19 protein-coding genes and 1 riboswitch are annotated in these 16,082 nt (G+C 52.1%); of the genes, 15 read left to right on the top strand and 4 right to left on the bottom strand.

Annotated elements, in window-relative coordinates; all coding sequences use genetic code 11:
- Positions 1-5: 5 nt before the first annotated feature.
- The 5 genes from cyoE (at position 6) to NST23_RS24880 (ending at position 2,778) form a co-directional block, all read left to right on the top strand.
- Positions 6-872, top strand: coding sequence for a heme o synthase (gene cyoE / locus NST23_RS24900; RefSeq protein ID WP_340964850.1), 867 nt, complete (start codon positions 6-8; stop codon positions 870-872).
- A 24-nt stretch (positions 873-896) separates the two neighbouring features.
- Positions 897-1,229 carry a c-type cytochrome gene (locus NST23_RS24895; protein WP_122963733.1) on the top strand — a complete coding sequence of 111 codons (333 nt, stop codon included), beginning with the start codon at positions 897-899 and terminating at the stop codon, positions 1,227-1,229.
- Between the two features lie 17 nt (positions 1,230-1,246).
- Positions 1,247-1,822, top strand: a complete 576-nt coding sequence (locus NST23_RS24890) for an SCO family protein (RefSeq protein WP_340964848.1) — start codon at positions 1,247-1,249, stop codon at positions 1,820-1,822.
- Between the two features lie 239 nt (positions 1,823-2,061).
- On the top strand, positions 2,062-2,484 hold the full coding sequence (locus NST23_RS24885; protein WP_233454115.1) for a DUF6973 domain-containing protein: 423 nt from the start codon (positions 2,062-2,064) through the stop codon (positions 2,482-2,484).
- Positions 2,485-2,547: 63 nt separating this feature from the next.
- On the top strand, positions 2,548-2,778 hold the full coding sequence (locus tag NST23_RS24880) for a hypothetical protein (protein ID WP_340964846.1): 231 nt from the start codon (positions 2,548-2,550) through the stop codon (positions 2,776-2,778).
- A gap of 124 nt (positions 2,779-2,902) precedes the next feature.
- On the opposite strand, the gene pdxR is transcribed toward NST23_RS24880, so the two are convergent.
- Positions 2,903-4,336, bottom strand: a complete 1,434-nt coding sequence (pdxR, locus tag NST23_RS24875) for a MocR-like pyridoxine biosynthesis transcription factor PdxR (protein WP_340964843.1) — start codon at positions 4,334-4,336, stop codon at positions 2,903-2,905.
- A 166-nt stretch (positions 4,337-4,502) separates the two neighbouring features.
- On the opposite strand from pdxR, the gene NST23_RS24870 reads away from it, so the two are divergent.
- The gene (locus NST23_RS24870; protein ID WP_340965215.1) at positions 4,503-4,676 is read left to right on the top strand and encodes an NAD(P)H-dependent oxidoreductase; all 174 of its coding nucleotides are present in this window, start codon (positions 4,503-4,505) and stop codon (positions 4,674-4,676) included.
- Positions 4,677-4,754: 78 nt separating this feature from the next.
- Here the strand turns inward: NST23_RS24870 and NST23_RS24865 are convergent, their stop codons facing one another.
- Positions 4,755-5,417: an NAD(P)H-dependent oxidoreductase gene (locus NST23_RS24865; RefSeq protein ID WP_445662505.1), complete on the bottom strand. Its 663-nt coding sequence runs from the start codon at positions 5,415-5,417 to the stop codon at positions 4,755-4,757.
- A 39-nt stretch (positions 5,418-5,456) separates the two neighbouring features.
- Positions 5,457-6,251 (bottom strand): alpha/beta fold hydrolase, encoded by a 795-nt coding sequence (locus NST23_RS24860; RefSeq protein ID WP_340964837.1) that lies wholly within the window; start codon positions 6,249-6,251, stop codon positions 5,457-5,459.
- Positions 6,252-6,360: 109 nt separating this feature from the next.
- Between NST23_RS24860 and NST23_RS24855 the strand changes: the two genes are divergently transcribed.
- The 5 genes from NST23_RS24855 to NST23_RS24835 all read left to right on the top strand — a co-directional run bounded on the left by NST23_RS24855 (position 6,361) and on the right by NST23_RS24835 (position 11,133).
- Complete coding sequence (locus tag NST23_RS24855) at positions 6,361-6,729, top strand: winged helix-turn-helix transcriptional regulator (RefSeq protein ID WP_122963739.1); 369 nt, start codon at positions 6,361-6,363, stop codon at positions 6,727-6,729.
- 153 nt (positions 6,730-6,882) lie between these two features.
- A riboswitch (cobalamin riboswitch) is annotated at positions 6,883-7,080 on the top strand.
- Between the two features lie 150 nt (positions 7,081-7,230).
- A complete protein-coding gene (locus NST23_RS24850; protein WP_122963740.1) occupies positions 7,231-8,397 on the top strand; it encodes an ABC transporter substrate-binding protein in 1,167 nt (388 codons plus the stop codon).
- Positions 8,398-8,553: 156 nt separating this feature from the next.
- Positions 8,554-9,480, top strand: coding sequence for a FecCD family ABC transporter permease (locus NST23_RS24845; protein ID WP_340964835.1), 927 nt, complete (start codon positions 8,554-8,556; stop codon positions 9,478-9,480).
- A gap of 19 nt (positions 9,481-9,499) precedes the next feature.
- Positions 9,500-10,267 (top strand): ABC transporter ATP-binding protein, encoded by a 768-nt coding sequence (locus tag NST23_RS24840; RefSeq protein WP_217365289.1) that lies wholly within the window; start codon positions 9,500-9,502, stop codon positions 10,265-10,267.
- 14 nt (positions 10,268-10,281) lie between these two features.
- Entirely contained in the window at positions 10,282-11,133 is an 852-nt protein-coding gene (locus tag NST23_RS24835) for a class I SAM-dependent methyltransferase (protein WP_122963743.1), read from the top strand.
- Between the two features lie 160 nt (positions 11,134-11,293).
- Here the strand turns inward: NST23_RS24835 and NST23_RS24830 are convergent, their stop codons facing one another.
- Positions 11,294-12,382 (bottom strand): suppressor of fused domain protein, encoded by a 1,089-nt coding sequence (locus tag NST23_RS24830; protein ID WP_122963744.1) that lies wholly within the window; start codon positions 12,380-12,382, stop codon positions 11,294-11,296.
- A gap of 148 nt (positions 12,383-12,530) precedes the next feature.
- On the opposite strand from NST23_RS24830, the gene NST23_RS24825 reads away from it, so the two are divergent.
- The 4 genes from NST23_RS24825 to NST23_RS24810 all read left to right on the top strand — a co-directional run bounded on the left by NST23_RS24825 (position 12,531) and on the right by NST23_RS24810 (position 16,077).
- Entirely contained in the window at positions 12,531-13,709 is a 1,179-nt protein-coding gene (locus tag NST23_RS24825) for a DUF4272 domain-containing protein (RefSeq protein WP_173597663.1), read from the top strand.
- Between the two features lie 233 nt (positions 13,710-13,942).
- Entirely contained in the window at positions 13,943-14,518 is a 576-nt protein-coding gene (locus NST23_RS24820; protein ID WP_233454116.1) for a sigma-70 family RNA polymerase sigma factor, read from the top strand.
- Positions 14,508-15,362 carry a hypothetical protein gene (locus NST23_RS24815; protein ID WP_340964832.1) on the top strand — a complete coding sequence of 285 codons (855 nt, stop codon included), beginning with the start codon at positions 14,508-14,510 and terminating at the stop codon, positions 15,360-15,362. Before NST23_RS24820 ends, NST23_RS24815 begins: the two co-directional genes overlap by 11 nt.
- A gap of 142 nt (positions 15,363-15,504) precedes the next feature.
- Positions 15,505-16,077, top strand: coding sequence for a TetR/AcrR family transcriptional regulator (locus NST23_RS24810; protein WP_309538674.1), 573 nt, complete (start codon positions 15,505-15,507; stop codon positions 16,075-16,077).
- Positions 16,078-16,082 lie beyond the last annotated feature (5 nt).

The raw sequence follows: 16,082 nt of genomic DNA, 5'->3' as shown, positions 1-16,082 counted from the left end.
CCCGGATGCTCGCAGACTGGATACAGCTGACCAAACCCCGCATCCTACAGTTGAATTTGATCGCAGCATTTGGCGGTTACTGGGTGGCTAGCAAGTGGGAGGCGGATTGGCTGCTTCTTTTGTGGCTGTTGATCGGGACGGCGCTGACGATGGCGGCGTCCTGCGTATGGAACAATGTTTGGGATTACGAGCTGGATCGCAAAATGCAGCGGACAAAAGACCGCCCGCTCGCGGCTGGTCGACTGAAAACCGGGGGCGTGCTGCTGTACGCCCTGGTGCTCGGTGTTTGCGGCGAGCTGGTTTTGTTCTGGAAAGGAAACGAGCTGGTCGGTTGGCTCGGACTGTTCGGGATGTTCATGTACGGGTGCGTCTATACGATGTGGCTGAAAAGAAAGTCGACATGGAGCACGTCGATTGGCGGGGTGTCCGGCGCAATGCCCCCGGTGATGGGGTATTGTGCCGCTTCGAACGAGCTTGATGCCGGGGCATGGTTGTTGTTTGCCTTGCTGTATTTTTGGCAGCCCGCGCATTTCTGGTCGCTGTCGATTCGACGGTTGGACGAGTATAAAGCGGCTGGCTTTCCGCTGCTTCCTGTCGTCAAAGGAATCGCCCGAACCAAGCTGCAAATGATTCCGTACGTACTGTTTCTGCTCCCGACGGTCACGGCGATGTACCTGCTAGGGTATGCAGGGGTTGTGTTTTTCGCGGTTTCTTTGCTGTTCGGCATGATCTGGATGGGACATACCATCAGTGGCGTTGTGACAGCAAATAATGAGAAATGGTCGAAAACGAATTTTATCTTGTCCGTAAACTATTTGCTGGTTGTCTTCGTGTGCATGGTCGTCGATACGCCAGGCCGTCCATTTTGGTAGACCAGATGAAGGGCAGGGATTCTTATGAGAGTAGCTTCCTATCTGATCGTATTTTTTCTGCTCGCCGCAGTTTCCGGGTGCGGCAGCCCAGCGGCCGAAGAACAGGCGGAAGTGACGGCTTCCGCTGAAGATACAAGCGCGATGCAGCTATATAAAAAGAACTGCATGAGCTGCCATGGCAACGATTTGTCCGGCAGGGTCGGCCCGAGCTTGCAGCAAGCAGGTTCCAGGCTGACCGAGGAACAGATTGGAGACATCATCAAAGCGGGTGCAAGAGGGATGCCAGGCTATGAAAAGAGCCTGAAGACCGAAGAAATCTCCCAACTGGCAAAATGGTTGGCTGCGAAGAAGGAATAGAGCGGGAGGAATATGCGATGAAAAGAGCAGTCTGGTTCATCACTTTAGTCATCACAATCGTATTGGCGACCGCCTGCGGCAGTGAAAAGGCAAGCAAGCTGAACATACCCGTGCAACCTTTCGCGTTTACTGACCAGGACGGAAAACCTTTTTCCTCAGCCGATGTAGAAAACAAGGTGTGGGTCGCCAACTTTATTTTTACGTACTGCGCGACGGTTTGCCCGACGATGACAGCCAACATGGCGCAGTTGCAAAAGAAAGCGAAGGAGGCGGGAGTGGACGTCGAACTGGTCTCCTTTTCGGTCGATCCAGAGCAAGACAGCCCGGAGGCACTGAAGGCTTATTTGGGCAAATTCGCTGCTGATTTTTCCAACTGGCATGCATTGACCGGCTACGAGTTTGATGAAATCAAAACGTTTTTGCTGCGCTCGTTCCGGGCTACGATTGCCAAAGACGCTGCATCTGAACAAGTCATTCACGACACGCTGCTCTACCTGGTCGATCAGAACGGCAAAGTGGTGGCACGCTATGACGGCATGACCGATCCGCCTTACGACGAGATCGTGGAGGACATCAAGCTGCTGCAAAAATAGGGCAAGACAAAAAGAGAAACTCCTTTGGCGAGTTTCTCTTTTTGTCGATAAAGCCCTGCCTCGTTTTGTTATCTTATCAGCAGCAGCGCTAGGAGAACAGCTTGAAATTCCTCTGGGGCATTGTCAAAAGCTACTTGCCTGTTGCTACGGAAGAAATCGGCTTCCACTTTTTCATTTTGGTCAATCGGAACGAGATAAATGCCGGATGAATCTGGCTTCAAGCTCTGATGGTGACTCTTATGGCTGGGAAAGGGGCATGGAATTATACAGAATTAGCTTTCGGTAGAAATGGTACTGATGAAGAATCAGATGCTTTTCGACATGCGTTATGGAATATGTGGATAGTATGGGCAGTGAATGATAGTTGGGCAGAAAAGTGGACGAATGCGCACGAAGATGGTGCTTCCTATCAAAACAAAAAATCTCTAACATATAAAATGGATATGCACAATAATGCAGAAGGACGATACAAAGCAGCACAAGAGGGGATAGACAGTGATAGCAGTCGTTCAGACATTAAAATTGCGATTGATGAGTTATACAAAAGCGGAAAGCTTAAAAAAATTAATAAACCGAACCCTAAAAAAGAGAGTACCTGGACACTAGATAAATTTACAGGTAAAGAAGAGGATTATGCAGATCAAGATCTTCCCCCTATTTAGTAAGAAAAAAGAGAACCAGGAATAATCATTCCTGATTCTCCTTTTTGAAAGAAGGTGATATTTATGAAGAATAAATTAATGGTGCCTTTGGTTGCAACAGCAATAGTTGTGGTGCTAGTATTTGGATTTTTATATGTGTGGACTGGAACCGATTACTATAAATTTTCTGATGGAGCATCTTCAGAACAGATAGAAGCTCTAAAGAGTAATAAAATAGATTATATGATCAAAGAAGATGGGTCTTTATGGATAAGAAAAAGTGACGAATTGAAAGTAGCACAATGCTGTACATAGCAATGGTTTCTTTTAAAGTTTTTCCCCTGAATTGCTGAGGCCATAAAGAAAGGCCGTCGAGAAAGTCGACAGCCTGAGAAACTCGCGACAGGAGGTTTTCTTTTTCTGGACATTGTGGCGCGAATCAGCTTAAAACCGCACGCAGAGCCGAGGCGAATTTGGCTACGCCACGCGTGATTTCTGCTTCTTTCGGGCGGGCAAAGGTGAAGCGAATATAACCGGAGTCAGATCCGTACACACTTCCGGGGGCGACAACCACGCCGCGCCGCAGAGCTTCTTCAAACAGCTGGTTGTCGTTGATCTCGGGCACAATTTTGCACCACAAATGCAGTCCGCCCTGCGGAAGCGTGAACGTCACCAGATCGGGCAGTTCCTTTTGCAAGGCTTCCACCAGCAAATCGCGGCGATAGAGCAGGCGCATCCGCAGTTGCTCCAGGTGGGGCAGGAAGAAGTCGGAGTGCAAAAATTGGGCGGCAATTTTTTGCGGAACGACGCTCAGGCCGAAGTCCATCTGCTGTCGCGCGTCTGCCAGTCGTTCCACGACGGAGTGGGGGGCCACCATCCAGCCGACGCGCAAGCCGGAGGCCGCGATTTTGGAAAAGGAACCGATGTACAGGACGGAGCCGAGCTGGTCGTGCGATTTGAGCGGGGCAGGCGGATCGCCATCGTAGGACGTGAGACTGAATGGATCGTCCTCCACGATCGGAAGCCCCAGCTCGCTGGCCACGTTCAGCAGTTGGGTACGGCGGGCCGGATTGAGGCAAATGCCTGTCGGGTTTTGAAAAGTCGGATTGAGAAAAATCATTTTGATCCGGTTTTTTTTATACAAGGAGCGAATATCTTCGGGATCGATGCCCTCCGGACTGACCGGGAGCCGGAACAGGCGCAGGCCGGCCGACTGAAACATCGGCAAAGAGTAGCAATACGATGGATCTTCTATGGCGACGGCATCCCCGGGAGCGAGCAAACATTGAGTGATCAAATAAAGCGACTGCTGGGAACCCGATGTGATGAGAATGGACGAGTCTGTCGTGTTGATCTGCCGATACCGCGACAAATAGGAAACGAGTTCTTCGCGCAGTGGCGTGAAGCCTTGGGGATTGTCGTACCCTAAATATTCCGTAAAGGGGTTTTCTTTCATCAAGGTGCTGATTTCCTGACCCGGAGACAATTGCGCGGACAGCTCACCGCTGGCAAAGTCGATCATGCCGTCTTTTTGCAGGGCCTCGCGAATGCGGCGCAAGTAAAACAAATTCGGGAGAAACTGACCGCCCTCCACGTACCGATGCCAGTTTGGAGTGTGTTTGGGGGTCGCTTCCCATTTGTTTTTGCAGACGCGCGTGCCGCTGCCTGTCCTGCTTTCGATGATGCCGAGTGCACGCAGCTCTTCGTAAGCCAAAATGACGGTACTTCGATTGACCCCCAACTGCTCTGCCAGCTTTCTTTCAGAGGGGAGCAAGCTTCCGGGAGGATATTCTCCATAAGAAATCCTGCGCTCGATCTCATCGGCGATTTGGTGATAGAGTGTTTGCGTGCTGGACCGATCAGGTTTCCACATGATAATCACAACCTTGGACATATTCGTTAACAATGATATTGACAAGAAACAAACTTATCATACCACGCGAATGGAAGCAGCTTCGGCCGAAAGAATACCAATCTATTGAACATGGATGGGTGAATGGCTGAGCAATTGGATGGTTTGCTTTTGAGAAAAATGTGGTATTCGGCGATCAATCACCGAGCAGTTTATTTCCGCTGACGGCTATATTATTGTTGCTCCGATGTGGAATTACGGCGTGCCGCCGATGTTGAAGGTGTATATTGATGCGGTGTGCATCGCCAGAAAAGCATTTCGCATGACGGAAAACGGCGCGGACGGCGTCATTTCCGTCTAGAAACAACTATAATGGAAAAAGGGCCGCCCCGAACATCCATTCTTGTTCGGGGCGGCAATAGTGGCAGTAGCGATGTCGTTACTCGACGTAGCGAATGAGGTGTTCGCGCGGCTGTCTTGTTTTCGGGCGCGGCTCGTTTTTGCGGTAGCCAAAGGCAACCATGCAGGCTACGCCGAAGCGTTCCTTGTCCAGCAGTCCTTCAGCTTGCAGGAGTTCCTCTGCCTGTTTTTTGTCGAAGCCTTCGATCGGGCAGGAATCGATGCCGATCATGGCGGCTGAGGTCATCATGTTGCCAAGGGCGATGTACGTTTGTCTGGCTGCCCATTCGAACATGACGCGCTCGTCTGCAAACAGCTCAAAATCTTGCTTCAAAAATTTGTCGTACATGGCGCTTTTCGCGGTGATGACGTTTTCCGGCAAAAGCTGCACGTTTTTCATCTGGTTCACTACGTAGTCGGAATCAGCCGCCATCTCTTGCTTGGTACGCGCCAGGATGATGACAAAATGACTCGCTGTAGCCAGTTGCTTTTGCGCCCCCCAGGAAACGACAGACAGCTTGTCGCGCAGAGCGCGGTTTTGCACGACGAGAAAGTTCCAAGGCTCAAAACCGAATGAGCTGGGAGAAAGGCGAGCCGTTTCCATAATGAAAGCGAAGTCTTCTTGTGCAATCGTTTTGTCTGCGGCAAATTCTTTAGTGGCGTGTCTGGTTTCGTATGCTTGCAAAATCTGTTCTTTTTGGATCATGTTATCCTCCAGATAAGGTAAGTTATTTTGGGGAAGTCATCGGGTAGAACGGACAAAGGACAGGACGGTTTCGATCAGCTCTGCCTCCTGCTCCCACAGTACCAGGTGTCCCGAAGCGATCTCGTGGTAGCGCGCGTCAGGCAGGAGGGCGGCCATTTCCCTTGTCTGCTCCACAGGCACCATGCGATCGTAAGTCAAGCCGATGGCCAGTGCTGGGGCAGTGACTTTGCCAAGCAAAGGCCGCAGGTTGATGCGAGTGTCAAGTTCAGCCTGTTTGCCAGTACCTTCGGCAAGTGTCGCAGCCAAATTGGCGGTAAACTCATGCAACTGCTCCAACGTTTGAAACGAGCTGTAAAACGCCGGGCTGAAGCCAGTGTGGATGGCGAATTGGGCGAACAGCTCCCGATCCTGACGGAACAGCTTTTGCCACAGATCGAACTGATAGGCGACAGCGAGATCGCTTTCTACCCAGCCTGCGATCGCTGTCACCGATTGGACTCGCTCCGGGTATTTGGCGGCGATGGCCGTTGCTACGACAGCGCCGAGCGAGTAGCCTACGACATGAAAGTGCGTAAAGCCTTCCTGCATAACTGCCTGCGCATTTTGCTCGACCAGATCGTCCAGCTCCAGCCGCTCGTGGGCATCTTGCGTTTTGCCCGAGCCGCTGTAATTGGGGGTGATGACGGTAAAGTCAGGTGCCAGCGCCTTGCCGAGATTGCCCCACGTGCCTTCGTAACTGCCTCCTGTACCGTGGATCAACAGCACGGCTGGCCCGCTTCCTTCTACTGCATATGCGACGTTTATGGGACCAACCTGAACGAATTTTTCCATGAGGGCCTCCTTGAAATCGTGTTTTACAAAAGTGATCTTACCGAATACACTGTAAAAAAGTAAGTACGCACTTTTTCGTTGAATACTTACCAAAAGGGAAGTGAGAACCATGGGAAACCAACAGGTGATTTATCAAATAAACGGCAAACAGTTTCAGTGTCCGATCGAGCTGTCTGTTTCCATTCTTGCAGGAAGATGGAAAACGACGATTATTTGCCAGCTGCTGAACGGGAAAAAGCGGTACGGTGAACTGAAAAAAAACATCATGGGCGTGAATCACAAAATGCTCGCGGAACAGCTGCGGGAGCTGGAAGAGTCGGGGATTGTGCTGCGGCATGTGTACCCGGTCGTTCCGCCAAAGGTGGAGTACGAGCTGACAGAGCGGGGAGAAGCACTGCGTCCCGTGATTGAATACTTGATCAAATGGGGAGAGCAGTTTGGCACGCCTGTGGCGGATGAAGTGGAGCCGACTGCCTAAAACTGCTGAAAGCACCGGGCCATAATCGCATACGACAACCATACGACCACCTGAGAACGGCGGATTTTTTTCGGGCGAAGGCAAAAAGGGAAGGAAGCGGCCGATTTGTTTTTACGGTCCCCCCTCCCTATGAAAATAATGGTATAATCAGCCAAGAATAGCATGCAGCTAGGTGCCTTTGCGAGAGCAAGGGGTAACAGGGAATCGGGTGAAAATCCCGAGCGGTCCCGCCACTGTAATTGGTGAGTTCTCTTTCCAACATGTCACTCGGTATGGAGCATAACCATCGGGGAAGACGAAAGAGCGCGATGAGCCAAAAGCCAGGAGACCTACCTAGTTTGTCACACCCGTAATCCTTCGCGGAAAAGGTGAGGTGTAGGAAGAAGCTGCGACAGCTTGTGTCTATTTATTCATGATGTCGACTGATTACTTCTACACGTTTGCCTCGTCCGGCGGGACGGGGCTTTTCTATTGATCACAAAAAGATAGGGAGTGGAAACGATGCTGCAAAAGAACCGGAAAAGCTGGATCGGCAAAGCATGGCTGTTTGGCCTGCTCACGATTTTTTTGGTCGTGACTGGCTGCTCTGCTGCTTCACCGTCATCGTCAACGCCTGCGGAACAGAAAACTGAACAGGCGGTGCCGCAGGAAAAGCAGGAGCTTGCTTTTCAAGATTCCGCAGGGACTGCGATCACGGTAAAGCTGCCAGTAGAGCGGGTGGTCGTGCTCAATCGCAACACGGCAGAAGCGATCAAGCTGCTGGGAGCCGAGCAGTACGTGCTGGCTACAGGCGACACGACGGTCAAAAATAACCCGTACCTCGGATTTGACAGCAAGCCGGATGTGGGGGAAACGAAGCAGATCAATCTGGAGCAAATCATCAGCTTGAAGCCGCAAATCGTCTTTGCCTATACGAATCGCCCCGACAAGACGCTGGAGGAAAAGCTGGAGCCAGCCGGAATCAAAGTCGTGCGAATGAACAACTATTTGCCGGAACAGATGGATGAGGAGCTGAAGCTGCTCGGTAAAATTTTTGATAAATCGGACAAGGCAGACGAATTTCTCGCCTGGAAGCATTCGATTGAAAAGCTGTTAGCGGACCGGGTGGCAGGCATCAAGGAGGAAGACAAAAAACAGGTGCTTGCCTTGTCAGCCGGATTTCTCAATACGAACGGGGGCTACCGGATTTTCCCCAGCCAGTCGTTGGACGGGAAGCCAGGAGTAGGGGAAGGCTACGCGACGATTCTGGCTGGCGGGAAAGACGCTGCCGACTTGCAATGGAATCCGGCGGAGGCGTCGACTACGATCATGGTCGACGAGGAATATGTGCTCAAGCGCAACCCGGAGGTCATTACCCTGCACGGCACCTGGCTGGGTGGCTACAATGTGAAGGATACGAAGCCGTTTGAGGAAGCGCTGCGCCATATTATGAGCACGACATCTGTTTCGCGGCTCAAGGCGGGGCAAAGCAAAGACATTTACTTTTTCTACACCAACTTTGTCGGATCGGACAAGCGGTATATCGGCAATCTCCAACTAGCCAAATATTTGTACCCGGATAAATTCCAGGATATCGATCCCGAGCAGTATGCCAAAGAGTATTTTGAAAAATGGTTAGGCGTGCCATACCAAGGCATTTGGCACTATTCGTTCAAAGATGTTCAATGACAGCCAAGGACAACCGCTGAGCAAGCCAGTGCAGCGACCGATCCAGGCCATCTATCACGGGAGCGTGAAAAGCAAGCTGCTCGTTTTGACAAGCCTTTTCCTCCTACTGGTGTTGCTGACGCTTTACGCAGTCAGTCAGGGGCTGTAGAAGTTGCGTTGCCTGAGCTTTTGGCTATTTTGTCCGGACGCGCTTCCGATGAGATGACCGCCTACATCGTATACGAGATTCGGCTGCCGCGCATGGTCATGTCGATCATTACAGGAGTTTCGCTGGCATGTGCCGGTGCGATTATGCAGGCGATTTTGCGCAATCCGCTGGCAGACCCTTTTACGCTCGGCGTATCGAGCGGAGCGGCTTTTGGAGCAGCATTGGCGATCGTGGCCGGGACGAGTGTGTTTGGCATCAACCTCGTTTCGAGCGGACAGTGGATGATCGCTCTTAATGCGTTTGTGTTTGGCTGTCTCGCTGTGGGCGCGGTCTACGGCATCGCCAAGCTCAAAAACAGCTCGACGACCGTACTGCTTTTGGCGGGGGTGGCCATTGGGCAACTGTTTTCGGCGGGCGTTTCCGGTTTGAAGTTTTTTTCCAACAACGAAGCGTTGAAAGACTTGGTTGTCTGGCTCATGGGAGGATTTTGGGGAGCGAAATGGCAAGTGCTGCACATTTTGCTGCCGCTCGTGATCATCTCGCTTGTCCTTTTGCTGAAATACGCCTGGGACCTGAACTCGCTATGCGCTGGCGAAGATGTGGCGCGAACGCTCGGCGTCAATGTCAAACAAGTCCGCTGGGTGTGCCTTTTGCTCGTTACCTTGATGGCCTCCGTCACGATTGCCTTCACCGGGATTATCGGGTTCATCGGGCTGGTGGCACCGCATATCAGCAGAATCATCATCGGGACGGATTATCGATTTTTACTGCCGTGCTCTTGCCTGATGGGCGCTTTGCTGCTGCTCTTGTCAGATACGGCAGCCCGCATGGTATTATCTCCGATCGAGATTCCGGTAGGCATCATCACCGCGTTGTTTGGCGCCCCGTTTTTCGTCTATTTGCTGTTGAAAAAGCGCAAGGACTACTGGGCATAAGGAGGACGGTCGGGTGTACATGCAGGTCAAGGATTTATCGATCAAGTACGGAACGAAGATGATCCTGAAGCAAATTCAGATGAACTTGCAAAAAGGCGAGGTCGCAAGCATCATCGGGCCAAACGGTGCCGGGAAAACAACCTTGCTCAAAAGCATGGCGTCGATTATCACGGTGGAACGAGCGCGGATCTGGATCAAAGACAGAGACATTCGCTCCTATTCGGCTAACGAGTTGGCGAAAACGCTGGGGTACGTGCCGCAGCACACGGCTTTCGGCTATCCGTTAACGGTGTTGGAGACGGTGCTTCTGGGCAGGAAACCGTACATGCAGTGGAACGTGACGGCTCACGATCTGGAAGTAGCGGGAGCAATCATGGAGCGGCTGCAACTTGCGGAAATGGCGCAGCGTTATATGGACGAGCTGAGCGGAGGCGAGCGGCAAAAGGTACTGATTGCGCGAGCGCTTGCCCAAGAGCCGGAAATACTGCTGCTGGATGAGCCGACGTCCGCTCTCGATATTCGCCATCAACTGGAGGTGCTGGAGCTGGTTCGGCAGCTTGCCCTCCAGCAGCAAGTGCTGGTCGTGTTGATCATGCACGATCTGGAGCTGGCGGCCAGATATTCAGATCGCGTGTTTTTGCTGCAGCAAGGGCAAATTTATGCTTCCGGGCGGCCGGAGGAAGTGTTTACCTCTGCGAATATGGAGCAGGTGTACGGAGTAAAAGTCGAGATCGGGCAGGGCAGCAGCGGTCTGAAGTTGACGGCCACGCTGCCAGAGTCGCGATAAGCAAGGGGGAGAACATGTACTACGGAGTAAGGCTAGGGATGAAGTCCAGGGAAGCCTGGATGGAAGGGATGAAAAACTGGGAAGGCAAGCTGCCCGAGCGCATGACTGACGACCAACTGGAAGAAAGCTTTTGGGATCAATTTTTGCAGCGCAAAACGGCGGAAGCGGAGCCGGATGACTATGTGCGGGAGATTGGCAGGGAGCTGCTTTCCTTTATTCAGGAAGACGATGAAGTGCTGGAGATTGGGCCGGGATGGGGAAATTACACGTTTGCGGCGGCGAGCAAAGCGCGGTCGCTCACTTGCGTAGACAGTTCGGCGAGTGTGCTGGGCTATCTGGAGCAGGGGGCGCGTGCGAAAGGGCTATCCAACATGAGCTTTGTCCATGCCAAGTGGGAAGAGTACGAGCCGCCCGTCCATGATGTCGTGTTTGGTGTGAACTGCTATTATCGGATGCAGGCGATTGATCAGGCGATGGTTAATATGAACAATTCAGCCAGGCGGTTGGCGGTGATCGGGATGACTAGCGGGCCGGAAAAGCCGCACTACTGGGATATTCATCAGCAGCTCGGGTACAAAATCAAGTTTTCGCGCAGAGACTATATTCATCTGACCAATTTGCTGTATGAGCTGGGCATTGACGTGAACTGCAACATTCTTCCTTTGCAAAAAACGTACGTGTACGAGTCGGAGGAGCAGTTTGTCAGCCAAAATTTGAGCGCGATTATGGAGCCGTCCTATGATCGGGAGAAAGCGGAGGCGATTTTGCGCCAATATTTGGTCTGGGTAGATGGCAAGCCTGCGTATGTGCATCAGTTTAAAGCGGCGTTGTTGTATTGGAAGCCGGAGAGAAGGATTAGTTTGTAAAGATGGTGTTGATCGTAGCTGTAGCGGAGGGAGGAAACAGGAGAAACACATAAGCAAAACAAGCACGAAAAAGCTTCGCGCACAAAATGCAGCGAAGCTTTTTATCATGCTAGGCAACTCTTTTCGGCATGGCGAATCCGAACTTTTTCTACGCATTCACTCAACGCATCCACTTTTCCATCCCATTGAAAATCCATTCCGCTTCCGTCCCAGCAGCCAGACGGATCAATGCTTCCGACCCGTTTTCCTCCGCGAAGCGTTGTTCGGCACTCGTGATGGGAATCATCCAGAGCAGGTTGACCGGATCGCCGTAAACCGTCGGGAAGGCCAGCGCCGGGGCGCTTTGGGGCTTGGCGAGCAGCATGGATGTGAAGCGGGCGTCTACCTCGCTGATCTCCTGACAAGGGATGGTGTGCCCTTGGGCGAGAAAAGTCATGTACGACCAGGGCAGCGTTGTTTGTCCGCTGATGTAGGCCAAAAGTTGCTTTTCATTTTCAGCCAGCCATTTGGTTTCGCAGGCAAAAGCCAGCTCGAAGCGGCGCAGTTGTTCCGGTGATTCGGTATATAGCTCGACCTTTGGCTGCGGCACGATGGAGACGCCCAAGGTGACGGCATAGGTGATTTCGCCCTTTTCCACCGTGACCAATGCTTTCGGCGGCCAGTGACCGCCGTCGATGCCGTAATAGTTTTTGACCGGGCCAAGCGTTGCCGTGATCGCGTCGAGATACTGATGCTGCAAGTCTGGCCAAGGATTTTCGTCCCAGCTCGCCCAAAATTGCCGGGCAGCTTCGATTCGCGCAAACAAAGCGTTTGTGTCTGGTGTGCCCAGCGGAAAGCAGAAAGGAGATTCTGCGATACAGTCTCGCGCATAAGCCGGATAGCTGGAGCCGTCTGCCTGCTGCCCCGCCCAGCCGGGAATGACGCACAGCACCTCGTCTTGATAAAGCAAAGCTGCGGCGTCTCCTTCTGTCAGCCAGACGATTGACAGCTCATCTGGGTCGAGCTTTTCCGCGCCTTGCGGATGGGCGCAGCAGTCGCGCGGCAGCATGGGAGCGTTTCCGTCTTCCATGGCGGAAAAATCGAGTGTCTCGGGAGCTGGCCCGTAATTGCGCACCCAGCAGGAGCGAATACTCGCGTGTTCCTGGCCGGGGTAGTCCCACAAATAAAAATAAACGCCAGATTCATCTTCTTCGACAAAGGCTTGAATGTCGCAAAGTGGAGAAAATTCCTCCAACAAAATGTTTTTCATCGGATCACCTTCCAAACGGAATATGGTAGATTCTTCATCAAAATAGGTAGATGTAAACTTGCACGGAACAGGGGTAGAATACCATAATTGACTATTGGTGGCAAAATTTCGTCTAGACAAAAGATAGAAACGAAAGCGGGGAGCAACGATGAATCAATGTACACTATACGTCTCCATAGCTGACTATCAAAAAATAGTCGATGCGATCAAGGAGACTTTTCCAGACAAAGAAGTACAAGCTGCTGCGGACGGACAAAGCGTGACTGTCACAGACAAGAAATGGTTTGGCAAAAGCACACTGGCCTTCAACTTCATGCGCGAGGAAGCCGATCCGGAGCGCTTTTTGCAGATGAAAAAAGGGATGTACGGATTTTTTGCCCAGATTGAGACGGCGCATGAAAAGGTCAAGGAAAAGCTGCTGATCCAGATTACCGCGCTCAACGTGGCCGTAGGCATCGTAGCCAGCAAGGAAATCGACCAGGAAACGTTCGCTGCTGTCCTGGCGATTGCCAAGGAAGTATCCGGCATCGTTTTCCTCCCGACAGGCCACATGCTCGATAAAGAGGGCCGCCTGCTTTTGAACACCGAGGGCGAATCAGAGGTGGACGACTATTTGGTGACGGTGAGCACCGAGTTTATCGATCGGCACGTGCGTCCATCCCAGTCCGGGGAAGAGCGCAAAGCGCGCAACATCCAGCTTTTGCAGGAGCAAGGCGTCCCGTATATTAACCATTTGCCTGTCATCGTCGGGGATGAGGATGCTGTCATCAGGACCAAGGAAGAGATCGTGCAGCGGGCCATTGCTTTGTGCCTGATTGCCGTCTACGCCGCCGGAATCGCGGAGAACGGGGAGATTGCCGAAGAGCGCGAGTTCATCGAAGGAATTATCGAGCAGTACGGCGCGGCAGACTTCTTTACGGAAAACGAAAGAAAGCTCCTCGACGACCCGAATCCAAGCCAGAACGACATGGTGCAGATGGCGTGGATGTACGAATGCTACTGGGTGCTGTTGTGGGCGCTCGGCTATAAAAAAGAATTGGAGTTTCCGAGCGAGATTTGCGATGTCAGCTATGCCATCGATGTATTGCGCAGCGCGGGAAACTATCAAACTTTCTACGACAACGCCGTCGTGCGAAGCAAGGCGGAGATTTTGGATCAGGCGGATTTGATCTATCGCTACGATTGGGCGTGCGTCGATGCGCGCATCAACAACCGGACCGTGGCGGGAGGTTTGGAGCCGGGAGTCGTCATGGAAAGACACAGGGCACTAAACTGGCTCGTGCGTCACATGGAAGACGAGTGGGATCATGTGCAGATGGACACATAGGGTTCGCTAAAAAGCAGCAACAGGCTGATATCGTTCACGAACGATGTCGGCTTTTTTCGTTGTGCTCGAAAAAGAGTTGGGTACTTTTCTCGACCGATTTGTTAATACAATCTGTTTTTTTCCGTATTAACTAGCGTGAGACTCACGGACAACCACAACAAATTGCGCAATTTGTTCCTGTACCATGTCTGAGTCGGGAGGGAAGGGAGGGGAAGTAGTTGGAGATTGTTCAAATGAGCACCAAAACGGGCATCCACCAAAATCAGCTGAACGAGAGCCACGATGAGTGCATGGCAGCGGAAAAGTTCGCCGCGATTTACGATGCGTACTACAAACGCGTCTACAAGTACATTTGCTACCGGATCGACAATCACTATGCGGCAGAGGAAGTATGCAGCCACGTATTCGAAGCGGTGATTGCCAAATACAACCGCTTTTCGCCGGAAAAAGCGAGTTTTGAAGTATGGCTGTTCGCCATTGCCAGAAATGCGGTGACGGATTACTTCCGCTCACAGAAAAAAAGGGCCGCCTTCTCGCTCAGTTCGATTTTGAATTTGGCCTTGCCCAAGTCGTCTCCGGAAGACATCGTGATCCGCGATGACCGCCATGCCGCTTTGTTCCGGGCGCTGGCAAAGCTGAGCGACAAAGAACGCAACATCATCGGCATGAAGTATGCGGCAGGCTTGAAAAACGCAGAAATCGCAGAGCTGCTTGGCGTCAGCGGTTCGAATATCGGGGTTGTGCTGTACAGATGCTTGAAGAAGCTGCAAAAAGAGCTGGAAAAAGGAGGTTTTCGGCATGAGGAATAAGCCGGATACAGACGAATTTCGCGAGCTGGCCGACTATCTCGCTCATGTGGAGCTGGATGACCAGGCAGCGAAGGACAGAATCTACAACCGGCTTGCAAACAAGCTGAAAGCCGGAAAAATCCAGGCAAAGCCTGTGGAAAAGGATGAGATCGTGATGAAAAAGAGCAGTTGGAAAACGGTTGCGGCCAGTGTCGCTGCCATTGTCTGCCTGACGGGAGCTTTCTCGACTACCTCGTTTGCCCAAGAAATGCTGTCCTCTATTTTGGCGCGGTTTCAAGTGGGGAATTTGCAAATTGTGCAATATGACAAAGAGCCTGCTGCACCTGCAAGCGAAAATGCAGCCGTCCAAGCCGGAGCAGACGGCGCCCGTGCCGTGACTTTGCAGCCGCGTCCCAATCTGACGGTGCAGGAAGCCCGCGCTGTACTCGGTTCGAACTTTCCCGCGCCATCCTGGGTAGCCGATTACGAGTACGTCAACACGGTCGTTCACGGTGACAGCATGGCGGAAGTCCAATATGCGCATGGCGATAAAACAGTGAACTTCCTGATCTCGAAAGGCGGGGAAAACGGGATCGGAACGACAGAGGAAGTCAAAACGCAAGTGCTGAACGGAACGAAAGTGTACATGGCGAACGGGATTGTCATTTGGGAGAAGGACGGGTATACGATCGAGTTGTATGCGCAAGATGATTTTGCGCCTAACGTATTGGGCAAAATCATTGACGGCTTCTCGACAGGAGCGCCGCTGACACAAACGGAAATCGAGCAAGCGAGAGAAAAGCTGAAAAATGCTCCTGTTACAGAAGGGGCTGGCCCTGCTCCAGCTCCGGCTCCAGGCAAGTAAGCGGATTGCAACCAGCGAAGCGTGTCCAGGCGACGCCATGTTTTTAAGTGGCTCCCGCGGGCACGTTTTTTTTGTTGCCAACTGCATGTGCCGAGCAGCTTGTCGCTTGACATTATTTGATTAGGACTATATAGTTCTAATCATGAAAAAAATCTCGAATCGCGACCATGTGATTGCCAGCGCATCCGCTCTGTTTTTGCAAAAAGGGCTGATGAATACGAGCATGGATGACGTCGTGGCGCAGAGCAAAGTCTCCAAGTCAAATATTTACTACCATTTCAAGAGCAAGGAGGAGCTTGTTGTCGCTGTGTTGGACTACCGCGTCCAATTGTTGCGGACGGTGCTTGATGAGATTGCCCAGGCCAGGGACTTGACCGCTGCGAGGCGGATCGAGCAAATTTTTGCCGCACTGGCTGACGAGCTGAACGGGCGAGACTGTGTGGGAGGCTGTCCGATCCTGTCCCTTCTGTCCGCGCAAATCCCGCAGGTTCGGGTTCGCATCCACGCGTTTATGCGCGAGCTGCAAGGAGTAGCGGAAAATGTGCTAAGAGAAGGAGTTGAGCGAAAAGAGTTCAAGGCAGAGATTCCGGTTCCCGAGACAGCGGCGCTTCTCATCACGATTTTGGAAGGAGCCATGCAGCTTGCCGAGTCTTACGGCAATACAGAAGCTTTTATAAACGCAGGCGCTACTTTTCTACACTTGATTCAAGTGTAGGCTTT

The sequence above is a fragment of the Brevibacillus sp. FSL K6-0770 genome (assembly GCF_038000275.1).
In the GTDB taxonomy this organism is placed as follows: domain Bacteria; phylum Bacillota; class Bacilli; order Brevibacillales; family Brevibacillaceae; genus Brevibacillus; species Brevibacillus parabrevis.
Note: the sequence above shows the minus strand (reverse complement) of the source record. Positions and strands in the feature narration are given on the sequence as shown.

Coding starts and splice junctions, on each gene's coding strand:
- cyoE (WP_340964850.1), top strand. CDS start 6: ATGCTCGCAGACTGGATACAGCTGACCAAACCCCGCATCCTACAGTTG.
- NST23_RS24895 (WP_122963733.1), top strand. CDS start 897: ATGAGAGTAGCTTCCTATCTGATCGTATTTTTTCTGCTCGCCGCAGTT.
- NST23_RS24890 (WP_340964848.1), top strand. CDS start 1,247: ATGAAAAGAGCAGTCTGGTTCATCACTTTAGTCATCACAATCGTATTG.
- NST23_RS24885 (WP_233454115.1), top strand. CDS start 2,062: ATGGCTGGGAAAGGGGCATGGAATTATACAGAATTAGCTTTCGGTAGA.
- NST23_RS24880 (WP_340964846.1), top strand. CDS start 2,548: ATGAAGAATAAATTAATGGTGCCTTTGGTTGCAACAGCAATAGTTGTG.
- pdxR (WP_340964843.1), bottom strand. CDS start 4,336: ATGTGGAAACCTGATCGGTCCAGCACGCAAACACTCTATCACCAAATC.
- NST23_RS24860 (WP_340964837.1), bottom strand. CDS start 6,251: ATGGAAAAATTCGTTCAGGTTGGTCCCATAAACGTCGCATATGCAGTA.
- NST23_RS24855 (WP_122963739.1), top strand. CDS start 6,361: ATGGGAAACCAACAGGTGATTTATCAAATAAACGGCAAACAGTTTCAG.
- NST23_RS24850 (WP_122963740.1), top strand. CDS start 7,231: ATGCTGCAAAAGAACCGGAAAAGCTGGATCGGCAAAGCATGGCTGTTT.
- NST23_RS24840 (WP_217365289.1), top strand. CDS start 9,500: ATGCAGGTCAAGGATTTATCGATCAAGTACGGAACGAAGATGATCCTG.
- NST23_RS24835 (WP_122963743.1), top strand. CDS start 10,282: ATGTACTACGGAGTAAGGCTAGGGATGAAGTCCAGGGAAGCCTGGATG.
- NST23_RS24830 (WP_122963744.1), bottom strand. CDS start 12,382: ATGAAAAACATTTTGTTGGAGGAATTTTCTCCACTTTGCGACATTCAA.
- NST23_RS24825 (WP_173597663.1), top strand. CDS start 12,531: ATGAATCAATGTACACTATACGTCTCCATAGCTGACTATCAAAAAATA.
- NST23_RS24820 (WP_233454116.1), top strand. CDS start 13,943: ATGAGCACCAAAACGGGCATCCACCAAAATCAGCTGAACGAGAGCCAC.
- NST23_RS24815 (WP_340964832.1), top strand. CDS start 14,508: ATGAGGAATAAGCCGGATACAGACGAATTTCGCGAGCTGGCCGACTAT.
- NST23_RS24810 (WP_309538674.1), top strand. CDS start 15,505: ATGAAAAAAATCTCGAATCGCGACCATGTGATTGCCAGCGCATCCGCT.